The organism is Aeromonas sp. HMWF017 (assembly GCF_003061465.1).
In the GTDB taxonomy this organism is placed as follows: Bacteria; Pseudomonadota; Gammaproteobacteria; order Enterobacterales; family Aeromonadaceae; genus Aeromonas; species Aeromonas veronii.
In genome coordinates, this window is the sequence record NZ_QAJD01000104.1 from 26,238 (window position 1) to 42,935 (window position 16,698).

15 protein-coding genes are annotated in these 16,698 nt (G+C 60.9%); 9 read left to right on the forward strand and 6 right to left on the reverse strand.

Going from position 1 to position 16,698, the window contains the following annotated elements; translation table 11 throughout:
- A partial coding sequence (gene plsB, locus DBR30_RS10200; RefSeq protein ID WP_258224385.1) for a glycerol-3-phosphate 1-O-acyltransferase PlsB occupies nt 1-2,274 on the reverse strand: 2,274 nt, incomplete at its 3' end.
- 204 nt (nt 2,275-2,478) lie between these two features.
- Between plsB and lexA the strand changes: the two genes are divergently transcribed.
- The 4 genes from lexA to dinF all read left to right on the forward strand — a co-directional run bounded on the left by lexA (nt 2,479) and on the right by dinF (nt 6,002).
- Nucleotides 2,479-3,102, forward strand: a complete 624-nt coding sequence (gene lexA / locus DBR30_RS10205) for a transcriptional repressor LexA (protein ID WP_108541385.1) — start codon at nt 2,479-2,481, stop codon at nt 3,100-3,102.
- Between the two features lie 483 nt (nt 3,103-3,585).
- On the forward strand, nt 3,586-3,801 hold the full coding sequence (locus DBR30_RS10210) for a hypothetical protein (RefSeq protein WP_019446524.1): 216 nt from the start codon (nt 3,586-3,588) through the stop codon (nt 3,799-3,801).
- Nucleotides 3,802-4,011: 210 nt separating this feature from the next.
- Nucleotides 4,012-4,638, forward strand: a complete 627-nt coding sequence (locus DBR30_RS10215; protein ID WP_005357419.1) for an SCO family protein — start codon at nt 4,012-4,014, stop codon at nt 4,636-4,638.
- Between the two features lie 2 nt (nt 4,639-4,640).
- On the forward strand, nt 4,641-6,002 hold the full coding sequence (gene dinF, locus DBR30_RS10220; protein WP_108541384.1) for an MATE family efflux transporter DinF: 1,362 nt from the start codon (nt 4,641-4,643) through the stop codon (nt 6,000-6,002).
- A gap of 13 nt (nt 6,003-6,015) precedes the next feature.
- Here dinF and trmL read toward each other — a convergent pair whose 3' ends face one another.
- From trmL to DBR30_RS10235, 3 genes are all read right to left on the reverse strand, one after another.
- Entirely contained in the window at nt 6,016-6,480 is a 465-nt protein-coding gene (gene trmL, locus DBR30_RS10225; protein ID WP_005339545.1) for a tRNA (uridine(34)/cytosine(34)/5-carboxymethylaminomethyluridine(34)-2'-O)-methyltransferase TrmL, read from the reverse strand.
- Between the two features lie 74 nt (nt 6,481-6,554).
- A complete protein-coding gene (locus DBR30_RS10230) occupies nt 6,555-7,925 on the reverse strand; it encodes an ATP-binding protein (protein ID WP_219927558.1) in 1,371 nt (456 codons plus the stop codon).
- Nucleotides 7,907-8,602: a response regulator gene (locus DBR30_RS10235; protein ID WP_108541382.1), complete on the reverse strand. Its 696-nt coding sequence runs from the start codon at nt 8,600-8,602 to the stop codon at nt 7,907-7,909. The genes DBR30_RS10230 and DBR30_RS10235 overlap by 19 nt, the downstream gene beginning before the upstream one ends.
- A gap of 85 nt (nt 8,603-8,687) precedes the next feature.
- Between DBR30_RS10235 and fieF the strand changes: the two genes are divergently transcribed.
- The 4 genes from fieF to DBR30_RS21215 all read left to right on the forward strand — a co-directional run bounded on the left by fieF (nt 8,688) and on the right by DBR30_RS21215 (nt 12,144).
- Nucleotides 8,688-9,599: a cation efflux pump FieF gene (gene fieF / locus DBR30_RS10240; protein WP_058057054.1), complete on the forward strand. Its 912-nt coding sequence runs from the start codon at nt 8,688-8,690 to the stop codon at nt 9,597-9,599.
- Nucleotides 9,600-9,607: 8 nt separating this feature from the next.
- Nucleotides 9,608-10,387, forward strand: a complete 780-nt coding sequence (cysE, locus tag DBR30_RS10245; RefSeq protein ID WP_005339552.1) for a serine O-acetyltransferase — start codon at nt 9,608-9,610, stop codon at nt 10,385-10,387.
- A 20-nt stretch (nt 10,388-10,407) separates the two neighbouring features.
- The gene (locus DBR30_RS10250; protein WP_108541381.1) at nt 10,408-11,688 is read left to right on the forward strand and encodes a hypothetical protein; all 1,281 of its coding nucleotides are present in this window, start codon (nt 10,408-10,410) and stop codon (nt 11,686-11,688) included.
- A 246-nt stretch (nt 11,689-11,934) separates the two neighbouring features.
- Nucleotides 11,935-12,144, forward strand: a complete 210-nt coding sequence (locus tag DBR30_RS21215; protein ID WP_005339554.1) for a cell division protein ZapB — start codon at nt 11,935-11,937, stop codon at nt 12,142-12,144.
- 72 nt (nt 12,145-12,216) lie between these two features.
- On the opposite strand, the gene elbB is transcribed toward DBR30_RS21215, so the two are convergent.
- The gene (gene elbB / locus DBR30_RS10260; protein ID WP_108541380.1) at nt 12,217-12,867 is read right to left on the reverse strand and encodes an isoprenoid biosynthesis glyoxalase ElbB; all 651 of its coding nucleotides are present in this window, start codon (nt 12,865-12,867) and stop codon (nt 12,217-12,219) included.
- 400 nt (nt 12,868-13,267) lie between these two features.
- On the opposite strand from elbB, the gene polA reads away from it, so the two are divergent.
- Nucleotides 13,268-16,033 carry a DNA polymerase I gene (polA, locus tag DBR30_RS10270; protein WP_108541379.1) on the forward strand — a complete coding sequence of 922 codons (2,766 nt, stop codon included), beginning with the start codon at nt 13,268-13,270 and terminating at the stop codon, nt 16,031-16,033.
- Between the two features lie 88 nt (nt 16,034-16,121).
- Here the strand turns inward: polA and DBR30_RS10275 are convergent, their stop codons facing one another.
- Nucleotides 16,122-16,661, reverse strand: coding sequence for a gamma carbonic anhydrase family protein (locus DBR30_RS10275; RefSeq protein WP_108541386.1), 540 nt, complete (start codon nt 16,659-16,661; stop codon nt 16,122-16,124).
- Nucleotides 16,662-16,698: the final 37 nt, after the last annotated feature.

Sequence of the window (16,698 nt, forward strand, 5' to 3'; positions counted from 1 at the left end):
GAACAGCTTCTGGTCGAAGAACTCGGGGGCGTTGATGCCGTGCAGGGTGCCGAGGCGCTCTGCCATCATCAGGCCATCCGCTTCCAGCTGCTCCGCCTCGATGTGAGGCTGGGCCAGTACCCGGGTCAGCACGATGGCGTAGCGTTGCAGGGTCTCCTGAATGCTCTCCGCCAGCAGCAGCAGGCGCATCTGGTTGGCCGGATTGACCCAGTAGCCGCCATCACGGGTCTCGATCAGTTGCTGGGACTGCAGGGCGTCGAGCAGGCTATCGACCAGCGCCGGCAGCTCATCCTCTTCATAACGCAGGAACAGCTCGGTCTTGAGCAGCGGATAGATGTCGATGCAGCGGGCCATGATCTCGCTGCGGGAGATCCCCTCGCACCGTTCGATCAGTGCCGCCACCAGAGAGGGCATGGCGAACAGGTGGAGGATGTTGTTGCGGTAGTAGGTCAGCAGGATCGCCTGATAGCGGTCCAGGCTGATGATCTGCCCCAGCTTGTCCTCGCTCACCTCGAACTTGTTGAGCTCCATCGCCTGATCCAGCAGGGTCTTGGCATCCTCATCCGGAATGGTGCTCTGCGGGCTGTAGGGCACCGCCTTGAGCAGATCCAGATAGGTGTTGAGCTGGGCCTGCAACTCGTCGCGGGTCAGGGCGTGACGCTCGGCGGCCAGCAGCGCCAGCGCGCTCAGGGTCAGCCCATTGACCGCGGCAGCGCCGTTGATGCGGGTCATCAGCAGTTCGGCCAGATTGTTGACGGTGCCCGCCATCCACTCCGGACGCTCCTCTTCCCCGATGTGCTTTTTCCAGTCGGGGATATGTTCGCTCAGGTAGCTGTTGAGGGTCAGCGGCTCGCCGAAGTTGACGAAGCCACGACCGTAGTTGCGCAGCTTGCGCAGGATGCCGAGCACCTGCAGGAAGCTCTCTTTCTCCTTGCGGCTCCCCTTGAGCTCGTTGTGGTAGGTGTTCACCTCCATCACGTGCTCGTAACCCAGATAGACCGGCACCAGAGTGACCGGCCTGTCCAGTCCGCGCATCATTGCCTGCAGGGTCATCGCCAGCATGCCGGTCTTGGGCGGTAGCAGACGGCCGGTACGGGAGCGACCGCCTTCGGTGAAGAACTCTACCGAGTAACCCTTGGCAAACAGCAGGTTGAGGTATTCCCGGAATACCGTGCTGTAGAGCGGGTTGCCCTTGAAGGTGCGGCGAATGAAGAAGGCACCGCCGTGGCGGAAAATCGGGCCCGCCGGCCAGAAGTTGAGGTTGATGCCTGCCGCGATATGGGGCGGCACCATCCCCTGGTGGTAGATGACGTAGGAGAGCAGCAGGTAGTCCATGTGGCTGCGGTGGCAGGGGACGTAGACGATCTCGTGCCCTTCCTGCGCCAGTTGGCGCACCTTCTCGGCGCCATTGACCGACAAACCGCGGTAGAGCTTGTTCCACAGCCAGCCGAGGAAGCTCTCGCCCAGGCGGATCAACCGGTAGGAGAAGTTGGAGGCGATCTCGTCCATGTAGCCATGGGCGCGCTTTTGCGCCTTCTCGAGGCTGATCCCCTCGCGCTGGGCCTCCTCTTCAATCGCCTGCTGGATCACCGCGGAGTCGAGCAACTGCTTGAACAGCAGGTTGCGGTTCGGCAGTTTCGGGCCGGTGGCGGCCAGCTGCTGGCGGCTGAAGTGGGTACGGGCTACTCGTGCCAGCTTGTGGGCGATGGCCTCGTCGGTGCCGTGCTTGTCCGCCATATAGCGCAGGGAGAGGGGCGGCGAGAAGCGCACCAGATTCTCGCGACCCTTGAGGATCACGATAAGCGCCTTCTTCAGCCGGTTCGGCGCTAGGCTGCTGATGATGTTGAGGCCGGAGGCTTCTTCCCCTTCCCGACCCGGAGCGCGGCCCCAGAACAGGGTGACGGGTACCACCTGGATATCTAGTGCGGGATCCTGCTTGTGCAGATCCAGCAGCTGGTGGAACTCCTGCAGGAAGGGGAGCGGTTTGCTGCGTTTGCCAAACAGGGGAGGCGGACGGTCCAGACAGACATAGCGCGGCAGCAGTTGGCCGTTCAGTTCCAGCGGCGTGAAGGGGCCGGGCAGACCGAGATCCTCGCAGCACTGCTGCAAGGTCATCAGGTCGGTGATCGAACTGGTTTTCAGGGCATAGACGATGGGTCTGGCCGGATCCAGATTGAGTTCTGTGATGGGATTTTCCGGCAGGCTCTTGTGATTGACCAAGCCGCTGACCGGCCATTGCAAGATGGCTCTGGAAATCTTCTGTCCTAGGGACATGTGCGTCTGCTCTCCAAAAAAATGCGGCGTGAGCATAGCAAATCGACAGCCCCTTGTCGCCGAGAGGTACGATGAGTCGGCTGCGCAGGATCAAAACAGCAGTAAATGAGGGGTTGGTCGCGACAAATGTCAGCTGCGCCTTGCCTTGGCCACTGCACTGTATATACTGCCAGTGTGCTGTATAAAAAGACAGGTGCCAATTCTATGAAACCCCTTACCCCCCGCCAGGCCGAAGTGCTGGAGCTGATCAAGGTGAACATGAGCGAGACCGGTATGCCGCCGACTCGTGCCGAGATTGCCCAGAAGCTTGGTTTCAAGTCGGCCAATGCGGCCGAAGAACATCTGAAGGCCCTGGCCAAAAAAGGGGTCATCGAGATCATGCCGGGCACGTCCCGCGGCATTCGCCTGTTGCTCGAAGAGGAAGAGGTGCTGGAAGAGAGCGGTCTGCCGCTCATCGGCAAGGTTGCCGCCGGTGAACCTATCCTGGCTCAGGAGCATATCGAGAGTCACTATCAGGTTGATCCCGCCCTGTTCCACCCGCGCGCAGATTTTCTGCTGCGGGTGCAGGGGATGAGCATGAAGAACATCGGCATTCTGGATGGCGATCTGCTGGCTGTGCACAAGACCCAGGAGGTGTGCAACGGTCAGGTGGTGGTCGCCCGTCTCGATGAGGATGTCACCGTCAAGCGCTTCCAGCGCAAGGGCAGTCAGGTATGGCTGCTGCCGGAAAATGAAGAGCTCTCCCCCATCGAGGTGGACCTCTCCTGCCAGCAGCTCACCATCGAAGGACTGGCTGTCGGGGTGATCCGCAACGCCGACTGGATGTAATCATCCCCGCCAACTGCGTTTGCCACACGGCCTCCTTCGGGAGGCCGTGCTGTTTCTGGCGCACTTTCCTTGTCATATCAAACAGATCATCGGTGGCGGCATTTTTGTCCTGCGCGACCGGCTACCAATCATCCATTTCAGATATATGCTCAGATCAGTGCCCTGTCGCCGAGACAGGGCTTGGCGCCTCCCTCTGACCATCGCAATGCGCAGGACGGGAGGGCCGGTAACAACGAGAATCGGGCAGTACACCTTCACGGGATATGAAGGGGGAGTGGGGAGATCCCGAGCCTTGTCAGGCAAAGGGGACCACTCGTAATGGTTGCAGATAGTCGTGACGGGCCTGTTCCCAGTTCAGGCCGACGAAGCAACATGACCTGTCGGTCAAGGAGGACTGGTATGGCATCAAGATCGCCATGGGATTCAGAGGCTGGGGCTGCGCCAGCGGAATCGTCAATCACCCGTTTTGTCAAAGGTAGCCGGATGACCTGGTTTTACGGTCTCTGGCTGCACCATCGTGGTTCGCACTGGACGCTCTGGCTGGGATGCCCGAAAGAGAAGGTGGTGCGTCTGGTATTGCTGTTCAAACGGGGTCACGGTGATCGCCAGGGGGAAGAGGGCTGGCTGGCCCCCGTGATTCCCATCGGCGTGCGGGCCATCGGCAAGATGTTGCAGCAGGGACGCAACGCTCGCCCCTGAGCAGAAGAGACAAACAAATCCATCCATAACCGGCACCCGAGGGGGCCGGTTTTTTTATGGCCGCAACTGGCGATTAATTATGCCAAATGGTCGACTCCTGACAGGGCGTTGCACAAGGTTGAACCACCTTGGTGGCTCGCTGGGGTACAATGCCCCCCTCTTGTCCGGTCACTGCTGGCCATCTGCCTCGAACTGAAAGGGTCTCTTGTTATGATGAAGCTCCGCTATCCCCTGCTCTTTCTGCTGCTGACAGCCTGTCTGATCCTGGTGTTTTACGCCACGCAGCCAGAGCAGCCGGAACAGGCCGATTACTATCCGGCGGGGCGGGACATCAATGATTTCGCCTTTACCGATGCGGACAACCAGCCGTTCACTCCTGCCAACCTGAAGGGGCACTGGACCTTCCTGTTTGTCGGCTACACCTTCTGCCCCGATATCTGCCCCACCACCCTGGCAGATATGCGTTCCGTCTATGACCAGCTGAAGAAAATGGCGCCCGACAGTCAGGTAGTGTTTATCTCGGCGGACCCCCAGCGTGACGACATTCCCCGTCTCAAGACCTATACCGCCTTCTTCAATCCCGAGTTCAAGGCGGCCACTGCCCCCCACGACAAGCTGTTCCCGTTTGTGCGCAATCTGGGGCTGATCTACTCCATCGCCAATCAGGGGGAGAAGGATTATCTGATCGATCACTCCGCTTCCATCGTGCTCATCAATCCCAAGGGCAAGCTGCAGGCGGTGTTCCGCCCGCAGGTGGCGCCGGGTCAGGTGCCCAGGGTGCAGATGGCCACCATGCTCTCTGACTTCGCCCGCATCCTGAAGCTGACAGGCCACTGAGCGTGACTCCAGCTGTTGCCCCCTGGTGGCGAGATCCCTCTCGCCACCGCGCTGTTTTTGCGCTCGCCCTGCCCATGGTTTTCTCCAATATCACCACCCCCTTGCTGGGGCTGGTGGACACCTGGGTGATCGGTCATCTCGGTCAGGCCTGGTTTCTGGGGGGCGTCTCGGTCGGCGCGACCCTGATCAACCTCATCTTCTGGCTGCTCGGCTTTTTGCGGATGTCGACCACCGGCCTGACGGCGCAGGCGCACGGCGCCGCCGACGGTCGTGCCCAGCTCGATACCCTGCTGCGGGCGCTGGGGCTGGCCATTGCTCTTGGCCTGGCGCTGCTGTTGTTGCTCTTCCCCCTGTTGCCACGACTGATCGCCCTGAGTGGCGGCTCGCCCGAGGTGCAGCTCTATGCGGGTCAATACGTGGCGGTACGGATCTGGAGCGCCCCGGCGGCGCTCTGCAATCTGGTGGTCATGGGCTGGCTGTTGGGGATGCAGGATGCCCGCAGCCCCATGGTGATGTTGATCCTCACCAATCTGGTCAATATGGCGCTCGATGCCCTGTTTGTGCTGGGGCTCGGCTGGCAGGTGCGGGGTGTGGCGGCAGCCTCGGTCATGGCAGACTACTGCGCGCTGGCAGTCGGTATCTGGCTGGTACGCCGTCAGCTGCGGCAACTGGCGCCGACGGTGTGGCAAGATGGCTGGCAGCGCTGGCGGCAGTTCGCGCCCATGGTGCGGCTGCTCGGCCTCAACCGCGATATCTTCCTGCGCTCCCTCTGTTTGCAGCTCTGCTTCGCCTTCATGACTCTGCAAGGGGCACGACTGGGGGATGTGGCGGTGGCCGCCAATGCGGTGCTGCTCAACTTCCTGATGCTCATCTCCTATGGGCTCGATGGTTTTGCCTATGCGGTGGAGGCCATGGTAGGGCGAGCCATCGGTCAGCGGGATCGGCAGAAACTGCGGGAGGCCATCGTGCTCAATCTGGGCTGGGCCGCCCTCATTGCCAGTGGTTTTACCCTGGTGTTTGCCCTCTTTGGTGCCCACCTTATCGGCTATATCACCGACATTCCGGCCGTGGTGGCGGAGGCAAATCATCAGCTTCCCTGGCTGATCGCCATGCCCTTGTTGGCAGTCTGGTGTTTCCTGCTGGATGGTGTCTTTATCGGGGCGACCCGGGCGAAGGAGATGCGCAACAGCATGTTGCTGGCCGCGTTTGGCGGCTTCTTCCCGATCTGGTGGCTCTGTCAGTCGTGGGGCGTAGCCGCGTTATGGGCGGCGATGGCGGCGCTGATGGTGGGGCGCGGTCTGTCGCTGGGGGTCACTTGCTGGCGGCTGGAGCGCAGCGGGCATCTGCTCGACGCCCGCCACTGATCATCGGTGGCGCTTACATGGCGCCGTCGTAGCCGAGCTGGCGCCAGCTCTCGTAGACGAACACAGACACCGCGTTGGAGAGGTTCATGCTGCGGCTCTGGGGCACCATAGGGATGCGTAGCCGCTGCTCGAATGGCAGGCTCTCGATGATCTCGATGGGCAGGCCGCGACTCTCCGGGCCAAACAGCAGGGCATCGCCAAGGGCATATTGTGCTGCCGAGTGCGCGGTGCGGCCCTTGGTGGTGCAGGCAAACACCCGCTTGGGTGCCACGGCAGCAAGAAAAGCCTCATAGCTTGGCCAGCGCTTCACCTCGGCAAATTCGTGATAGTCGAGTCCCGCCCGCTTTACCCGCTTGTCATCCCACTCAAATCCCAGCGGCTCGATCAGATGGAGCCGGTAACCGGTATTGGCGCAAAGCCGGATGATATTGCCGGTGTTGGGCGGAATTTCCGGCTGGTAGAGGACGATATCGAGCATGACGAGCTCCTGCAAAGAGATGTAAAGCCAAGAAGGGGCGCCAGCATACCCAGCGCCCGTCCGGATGAAAAGGATCAGGCGATGGGCAAGCGGATTGTGATGGTCAGCCCGGTGGGATGATTGTTGCTGGCCGCAATGGTGCCGCCGTGGCGCTGGATCGCCTCTGAGGCGATGGCCAGCCCCAGCCCGGTGCCGCCGGTCTTGGCGTTGCGGGCATCATCGACCCGGAAGAAGGGCTGGAACAGCAGAGCTTGCTGCTCTTCAGGCACCCCGGGGCCATCATCCCGAATTGTCATCACCCACTCCAGTCCCTCCCGATACCAGTCCACCTTGATGAACTCGCGGGCATATTTGAGGGCGTTGCGCAGGGGGTTCTCCACCGCCCGGGCCAACAGCTCGGGCCACATCTGGATCGACTCGGCAGGCAGTGGCGGCTGTCTGAGCTGTTTGCCGCTCTGGTTTGCCTCGAACATGGCATCTTCTAGGATGGGCTCCAGCAGGTCGGCCAGCGGCTGCACGATGGGGGCCTCAACATGTTGCTGCACCCGCGACAGATCCAGCAGATCGCCGATCAGCTTGTCCAGCCGTCCGATCTCCGATTCGATCCGCGCCAGTTCGGCGCTGTCACCCTGCTTGCGGCGGATCAGCGCCTGCGCCAGTTGCATCCGGGTGAGGGGGCTGCGCAGCTCGTGGGAGATATCGGAAAGCAGCTGTTTCTGCTTCTGGATCATGCTCTTGAGTGTCTCCACCATGCGGCTGACGTTATCCGCCAGCTGGCCGATCTCGTCGCCCCGTCCCAGGTTGGGGATCTGTACCTCCAGATTGCCAGCCGCCAGTTGGGAGACCGATTTCTGCAACTGCAGGATGGGGCGGGTCAGCCGCCAGGCGAGCAGCAGACAGAGCGGGGTGCTGACCAGCATCGAGATGCCCAGAATGCGGATCGGGTGATCTAGCACCTGAATGAACAGGAACAGATAGGGGTTCTCGGCATTGAGGCCGAAATAGACGTGATAGCGATGACCGTGGTGCTCCATCAGGAAGGGGCCGGCGATCGCCTTGCGATCCTCGTTGCCCAGCATGGGATTGGCCGGGTCATCGGCATCCACCATAAAGCGCACCACGAACTTGCGCGGATGGGTGGTGGACTGGATCTGCCCCTTCTCGTCGCGCAGGTAGACGTTATCCACCGGCAGCATGGCGATCTTGTCCATCGCCTTGGCCAGATCGAAATCCTGATCCGGCTCGGCGGCGTTGAGCAGGGCCTGCACGTTGTTCTGCATCCGCGCCACTTCGTGGGTCGGCAGCGGGATCTGGTTGCGGGGATCCAGGGTCGGCAGGCTGATCACGGCGGCCAGCATCACCAGCAGCATGAACCAGAACCAGAGGAAGATGTGGGTCGAGATCCCGTTGAGGGAGTTGATGCGCTCTATTCTTGCTCTAGCCACAGGTACCCGCGCCCCCGTACGGTTTTGAAGCGGGGCTGGCCATCGGTGCGGTCCGGCAGCTTCTTGCGCAGGTTGCTCAGGTGCATGTCGATGGCCCGATCGAAGGGTTCCAGCTTCTTGCCCAGCACCTGCTCGGAGAGGTGGCTCTTGCTGACGATCTGGCCGGGATTGCGCAGCAGACACTCCAGCAGCCCGAATTCGGTGGCGGTCAGCTCCAGCAGCTGTTCGCCGCAGCGGGCCTGCTGCAGGCCGGGTTGCAGCACGATATCCATGAAGTGCACTTCGTCGGAGGAGTTGCCGCGCTGGGGCGGGGTGCTCTGGGTACGGCGCAGGATGGCGCGAACCCGGGCCAGCAGCTCCCTGTCATCGAATGGCTTGGCCAGATAGTCGTCGGCGCCCGCTTCCAGACCGTTAACCCGATCCTGGCTGTCACCGCGGGCGGTCAGCATCAGCACCGGGGTGTCGTGGGTCTTGCGCAGCTTGGTCAGCATGGCAAAGCCGTTGAGCTTGGGCATCATCACGTCCAGCAGCACCAGATCGAAGCTCTGCTCCGCCAGCCGTTGCAGCCCCTCTTCACCATCCTCGGCGACCGTGACCTGAAATCCCTCCAGGGTCAGAATTTCGGTGAGCAGTTGGGTCAATTCAAGATCGTCGTCGACCAGGAGTATTCTGTTCATCTGGTGTTATTCCGCAGATTTTCGCGCCAAACTGACGCCGGGGTCAGGGTATAATAAGTTTTTCATCGCCAGAGGAAAGCCGGTTTTGAGCCATCAACAATATTCCCGTTGGGTGACCTTTGCCAGCATAGCGGCGGTCACCACCGCTACCTTGCTGATCATCGGCAAACTGATCGCCTGGCTGATGACCGATTCGTCGACCCTGCTGGCGTCGCTGACCGACTCCTTCATGGATGTGAGTGCCTCCATCATCAACCTGCTGGCCATTCGCTATGCGCTTGCCCCCGCCGATGACGAGCACCGTTTCGGCCACGGCAAGGCGGAGTCGCTGGCGGGCCTCATCCAGTCGGCCTTTATCTCCGGCTCCGCCCTGCTGCTGGTGATGCACGGCATCTCCTCCCTGCTCAATCAGGCGCCTATCCTGCGGCTGGAAGCGGGTCTCTGGGTCAGCGGTGGCTCCATCGTGCTAACCCTGCTGCTGGTCAGCTTCCAGAGCTTTGTCATTCGCAAGACCAACAGTGTGGCCATCAAGGCCGACATGCTGCACTACCGTTCCGATCTGCTGCTCAATGCCGGTGTCTTGCTGGCGCTGGTGCTGGCGGGGCAGGGGTGGTACTGGGCCGACGGCCTGTTTGCCATCCTGATCGGGCTATTCCTGTTGTGGGGGGCGGGACACATCGGCTACGAGGCGGTGCAGGCGCTGCTCGATCGTCAGTTGCCAGCGGAAGAACAAGCGAGAATAATGGCGCTCTGCTGTGCCGTAGAAGGTGTACACGGCGTACATGACCTGCGCACCCGTCAATCCGGGCCGACCCGATTCGTACAGTTGCATCTTGAACTGGATGATCAGATCCCCCTGGTCAAGGCCCATCAGATCGCCGATGAAGCCGAGCTGGCGGTACGCCAGGCATTCGAGCGGATGGATGTCATCATCCACATGGACCCCATCTCGGTGCTGACAAAAGAACAACAGAGCCCTCACCCAGAACAACAGTAGGCTGCAACATGGATGAACTGGTTGCCAAAACCTGGCACAAAATTCAGCAAGAAGCGGAGTGCATGGCGGCCCAGGAGCCGATGCTGGCCAGCTTCTTCCACTCCACCATTCTCAATCACAAGAATCTGCGTTCGGCCCTCAGCTTCCAGCTGGCCAACAAACTCGACAGCGCCACCATGCCCGCCATCGCCCTGCGCGAGGTGATCGAGCTGGCCCTGCGCAGCGAGCCCGAGCTGCTGACGGTAGTGGCGGCCGACATCTGCGCCGTGCAGGAGCGCGATCCTGCGGTCGATCTCTTCTCCACCCCGCTGCTCTATCTCAAGGGGTTCCATGCCCTGCAGGGCTATAGGGTCGCCAACTGGCTGTGGCGTCAAGGGCGCCGCTCGCTGGCGCTCTATCTGCAAAACCAGATCTCGGTGGTGTTCGGGGTGGATGTGCACCCGGCCGCCCGTATCGGCAAGGGGATCATGTTCGACCACGCCACTGGCATAGTGGTGGGCGAGACGGCGGTGATTGAAGATGATGTCTCCATCCTGCAGAGCGTGACCCTCGGCGGTACCGGCAAGGAGAGCGGCGATCGCCATCCCAAGATCCGCGAAGGGGTGATGATAGGGGCGGGCGCCAAGGTGCTCGGCAATATTGAAGTGGGTGTGGGTGCCAAAATTGGCGCGGGCAGCGTGGTGATCAACCCGGTGCCGCCTCATACCACGGTTGCTGGCGTACCCGCCAAGATCGTCGGCCGTCCGGAGTGCGACAAGCCTTCACTGGATATGGATCAGTGTCTCTGATCTCCCGGCCGGAGTAGTCGATGGCCAAACGCTGGTCGGGTTATCTGATTTTGGGGATGTGGCTGCTCAACCTGCTCCATCTCTATCTGGGACTCTCCCCCTGGCCTGCGGCCATGGCGGCCTGGGGGGCATCACTGCTCACCTGGCCCTGGCTGGTGGGGGCCGCCAAGCGGCAGGCGCTGGCCTTGTATGGCGCGGCGCTGTTGCTGCTCTTCTTCTCCTGGTGGCAGGGCGCGCCCCTCACCGCCGGTGACTGGCTGTTGCCCAACATCAATATGCTCACCATGTTTGCCGCGGTGAGCACCCTCAACCTTGCCACCTCCGGCTTGCTGACCGGCACCACCTCCTGGATCGGGCGCAAGGGGCTGTGGAGCACCATGGCCAGCCTCAATCTGCTGGGGGCGGTCATCAACCTCTCGGTGCTCTTTATCATCGGCGATCGGCTGGAGCGCCATGGCACCCTGGAGCGGCGTCAGGTGATGGTGCTGAGCCGGATCTTCTGTGCCGCTGCCTTCTGGTCACCCTTCTTTGTCGCCATGGCGGTGGCGCTTACCTATGCGCCGGGCTTGCAGCTCTCTCATATTCTGCCGTTCGGGATCCTCGCCGCCTTGCTGGCGATGGGGCTGACTGCCTGGCAGGTGGAGCGGATCGGGGTGGCTGACTTTGCCGGTTATCCGCTGCGGTTGCAGACCCTGGGGTTGCCGGTCACGCTGGCGCTGCTGGTACTGCTCATCAAGCAGATCTGGCCCCAGCTCGGCATTCTGGCGGTGATCGCGCTGGCGGCCCCGCTGCTGGCGCTGCTCTTTATGCCGAGGGTTGGGCGCAAGGCGGCCCTCAAGCGGCAGGTGGTGGAGCGCTTTCCCGCCATCGGCGGTCAGCTGGTGCTGTTTCTGGGGGCCGGTTTGCTGGCGGCAGGCATCAACAGTGCGTTGTCGGTCATCGATTTCGGCTCCGGTCACGGCCTGCCGCTGTTCAATCACTTTGGCTGGCTCGAAGCATCCCTCACTCTGCTGCTGATCCTGCTGGTGGCCATCGTCGGGGTGCATCCGCTCATCAGTATCTCCGGGCTGGCGCCGCTACTCTGGCCGCTGGCGCCGGATCCCAGCCTGCTCGGCATGTGTTTCCTGCTGGGATGGGGGCTTGCCACCGGCACCAGTCCGCTCTCCGGCTCCAATCTGGCGCTGGCCTCCCGCTACAACCTCAGTGCCGGGCTGATCCTGCGCTGGAACCTGCTCTACGGCCTGCTAATGTATGTCGTCGCCTGTCTGTTGCTGGGGGCTTATATCGCCTTGCGTGGATAACGGCGGCGCCGTCAGGAGGGTGCCAATGATGCGCGGGCGGCGGGGTCTTTTACGCACGGTTCAGTGTGTTGTCGCGGCTCGGGCGCAGGATGCGAGAAAAATAGACGCATATTTAGACAATACATCTATGGAAGGCGCATTTTACAGCGCACTGGCTTGTTTGTGCCGATGCGCTCGGGGTATGCTGGCTTCACGCGCTTGAATCGCCCTCTGTGGGGCATCGCAATTGAACAAACAGGTATGCATATGTCACTAGAAGTCCTTGAGCAACTCGAATCCAAAGTACAATCCGCTGTCGACAACATCTCCCTGCTGAAGATGGAGCTGGACGAGCTGAAAGAGCAGAACAGCAAGCTGCAAGACGAGAACCATCAGCTGCGCAACGAGCACACTGCATGGCAGGAGCGTCTGCGTGCCCTGCTGGGCAAAATGGATCAGATGGGTGAAACCATCTAATTCATCGCCTTCAGGCAGAATTGAAAACGGGCCGCTCCATGAGCGGCCCGTCTGTTTTTGGCAGGGTTGGGATTACAGCGCAAGCAGCTGCTTGACGGTTTTCTCGATGCCGTCTGCCGCTTCGACTATGTTGTTGGCCAGCATGTAGGCGGGGGTGGAGATCACCTTGCGCTCCTGATCCACCACGAATTCGTTGACCGGGCAGTTGAGATGGCTGCCACCCATCGCCTCGATGGCGTTGGCGGTACCCTCGTCATGGCCGATGGTCGCCAGTGTCCCGGCACCATAGATCAGCGGGATCATGGCGGGCGAGATGCAGATATAGGCGGCCGGTTTGTTGGCTTTGGCAAAGCTCTGGCACGCTTTCAGCACATCGGGCTGGATCTGGCACTCGGCTCCTTTGATAGCAAAGTTACACAGGTTTTTGGCCGCGCCAAAGCCGCCGGGCACCAGCAGCGCGTCGTAATCGGCCGCATCCAGCTCGGCCACATCCTTTATCTGGCCACGGCAGATGCGGGCCGCTTCGACCAGCACATTGCGGCTCTCTCCTTCGCTCACTTCACCGGTCAGGTGGTTGATGACATGGAGCTGCGCCACGTTCGGGGCGAAGCACTGGACGGCAGCTCCCTGACGGGCCAACGCCAGCAGGCTGATGACGGCCTCGTGGATTTCGGCCCCGTCAAAGACACCGCAGCCACTCAAAATCACGGCCACTTTTTTCATGGCAAACTCCTCGTTGTTGAAAATGTGAGCCAGGATGGATTGTTGTACTTTTGTATGGTTATCGCTCGCCCTCCGCTGGTCAAGTCATCTTGCTGTGCTAGGATTGTTTCGTTTTGGATCCTGTCGTACCTACTCTCTTAAATCTTTTTCCACATTGATCGAGATCACTCTAACTGTCTCGCGATCGGTTTTTACGATCTCAATGTATTGTTTTTAATGGGTTTTTATATTCTTGTGCACAGCTTTATCACTGTGCACTCTGATGCGCCCCATTTTTGAACACAGAGTTATCCACAGATTGAGTCCCTTTATCAGGCGCTGTGTGCTGTTGCTGCGCCCCTTGGTGTGAGGAGGGCCCTGTGGCATCCTAGCGGCTGTTTATCTCTGGCAGGACGATTTCATGGCCCCTAGCAACCCCCTTATTCTGGTCGACGGCTCCTCTTATCTTTACCGCGCCTTCTTCGCCTCCCAGCAGGCCGATCTGCGCACATCGACCGGTTTGCCGAGCGGCGCCGTCCGTGTCATGGCCAACATGATGCGCAGCCTGCGCAAGCAATATCCTGACTGTCATGTGGCCGTGGTGTTTGATGCCAAGGGCAAGACCTTCCGCGACGACATCTATCCCGAGTACAAGGCGACCCGTGCCAGCATGCCGGACGATCTGCGCAGCCAGGTCGCGCCTATCCACCAGATGATCAAGGCGATGGGCTTCCCCTTCCTGATGGTTGAAGGGGTGGAGGCCGACGACGTGATCGGCACCCTGGCCCGCCAGGCGACTGAGAAGCAGCTGCCGGTACTGATCAGCACCGGTGACAAGGATATGGCGCAGCTGGTCTCCGATCATGTCACCCTGATCGACACCATGAAAGATGTGAAGACCGATCGGGAAGGGGTGATCGAGAAGTTTGGCGTACCGCCCGAGCTCATCATCGACTATCTGGCCCTGATGGGTGACAAGGTCGACAACATTCCCGGCATGACCGGTGTCGGCGAGAAGACCGCACTGGCTCTGCTGCAGGGGATTGGCAGTATCGACGAGATTGCAGCCAACCTGGACAAGGTGGCCGCCCTCGGCTTCCGTGGCTCCAAGGCGTTCGCCGACAAGTTCCGCGAGCAGGAAGAGCAGGTTCGTCTCTCCTATCGACTGGCGACCATCAAGACCGATGTCGAGCTGGAACAGAGTCTGGAAGAGCTGTTGCTCAAGCCGGTCGACAAGGAGTCCCTGCTGGCGGTCTATCGCGAATACGAGCTGCGCAACCTGATCAAGGAGCTGGAATCCGGTGGTGAAGAGGGGAGCGAGAGCGCCGGACAGGACGAAGCTGGCGATGAGAGCGCTGCTCCGGTTGCCGCCATCGAAACCGACTACCGCTGCATTCTGGACGAAGCCGAGTTTGACGGCTGGCTGGAACAGTTGAAATCGGCACCGCTGTTTGCCTTCGATACCGAAACCACCAGTCTCGACTATATGGAGGCGCGGATCGTCGGCGTCTCCTTCGCGGTTGAGCCGGGCAAGGCTGCTTATGTGCCGTTTGGCCACGACTATCTGGGGGCACCGGTACAGCTGAGCGAGGCCGTGGTGTTGGGCAAGCTCAAGCCGCTGCTGGAAGATCCGACCCGTCTCAAGGTAGGGCAGAACCTCAAGTACGATCGCAACGTGCTGCTCAACCACGATATCGATCTGCAGGGCATCGCCTACGACACCATGCTCGAGTCCTACGTGCTCAACTCCACCGCCAGCCGCCACGATATGGATTCGCTGGCCAAACGCTATCTCGGGATCGAGACCACCTCCTTTGAAGATATCGCTGGCAAAGGGGTGAAACAGCTCACCTTCAACCAGATCGAGCTGGAGCAGGCCGCCCCCTATGCGGCGGAAGATGCCGATATCACCCTGCGTCTGCACCAGACCCTGTGTGGTCAGCTGGAGGCCGTGCCGGGTCTCGCCAAGGTATTCAGCGAGATCGAACTGCCCCTGCTGCCAGTGCTGGCGCGGATGGAGTTGCTCGGCACCACTATCGATCCCAAGTTGCTGCACCAGCAGAGTCAGGAGATCGAGCTGCGGTTGGGGGAGTTGGAGAAGCAGGCCCATGAGCTGGCCGGACAGGAGTTCAACCTCTCCTCGCCCAAGCAGTTGGGGGAGATCCTCTTCACCAAGCTGGGCCTGCCGATCATCAAAAAGACGCCGAAGGGTGCACCGTCCACCGCAGAAGAGGTGCTGGCCGAGCTGGCGGAGACCTACGAGCTGCCGCAACTGCTGATGGAGCATCGTGGGCTGGCCAAGCTCAAGTCCACCTACACCGACAAGTTGCCGCTGATGATCAAGCCGCAGACCGGGCGGGTACACACCTCCTATCATCAGGCGGTAGCGGCTACGGGCCGTTTGTCATCATCTGATCCCAACCTGCAGAACATCCCGGTGCGCAATGAGCAAGGGCGCCGGATCCGTCAGGCCTTCATCCCGAGCGCCGGTTACAAGCTGGTGGCGGCGGACTACTCCCAGATCGAGCTGCGCATCATGGCGCACCTCTCCGGTGACAAGGGGCTGCTGACCGCCTTTGCCGAGGGCAAGGACATCCACAAGGCGACTGCCGCCGAGGTGTTCGGCGTGGCGCTCGATGCGGTCACCACCGACATGCGCCGCAGCGCCAAGGCGATCAACTTCGGCCTCATCTACGGCATGAGTGCCTTCGGTCTGGCCAAGCAGCTGGGGATCGGTCGTGCCGAAGCGCAGAAGTACATGGATCTCTACTTCGAACGCTACCCGGGCGTGCTGGAGTATATGGAGCGCACCCGTCAGCAGGCGGAAGCCCAGGGGTATGTCGAGACCCTGTTTGGTCGTCGCCTCTATCTGCCGGATATCAAGTCCCGCAACGCCGGTCTGCGCAAGGCTGCCGAACGGGCCGCCATCAACGCCCCGATGCAGGGCACGGCCGCCGATATCATCAAGCGCGCCATGATCAACGTGGACAGCTGGATCCGCGGTATCGAGGATGAGTCGATCCGCATGCTGATGCAGGTACACGATGAACTGGTGTTCGAGATCCGCGAAGAGAAGCTGGAGGAGTACACCGCCACCATCAAGGAGAAGATGTCGGCTGCTGCCGAACTGCATGTGCCGCTGCTGGTTGAAGCGGGTACCGGCGACAACTGGGATCAGGCCCACTGATCTCCGGTCAGCCGTTTTGCACGGCTATATAGCTATATAAGAAGCGAAGCCCGGCATCATGCCGGGCTTCCTGTTTCTGCCAGCCCTATCAGGTCTCTTGCAGATACTCATCCTTGAGCAGTACATAATTGTCCGCCGAGGTCTTGAGGAAGGCGATCTCGGCGGGCTTGAGCGGGCGAGCCTGTTTGACGGGATTCCCTATATATAGAAAGCCCGACTCGAGTCGCTTGCCCGGTGGCACCAGCGAACCTGCGCCGATCATCACATCATCTTCAACCACGACGCCATCAAGCAGAATGGCACCCATGCCGACCAGCACCCGGTTGCCAATGGTGCAGCCGTGAAGCATCGCCTTATGGCCGACCGTGACATCTTCACCGATCAGCAGCGGATAGCCGGTTGGGTTGCTGGCGCTCTTGCGAGTCAAGTGCAGCACAGTGCCGTCCTGAATATTGCTGCGGGCGCCGATGCGGATATGGTTCACATCCCCCCGCGCCGCCACCATGGGCCAGATGCTGGCGTCGTCGGCCAGTTCGATATCGCCCACCAGTGTCGCGCAGGGGTCTACATACACCCGTTTGCCCAGTTGCGGGCGTTTTCCCTTGTAGGGTCTCAGTCGCAAGTCCATCTTGGCCTCCTTGTTTTCGGCCATTCTAGCAACCAGA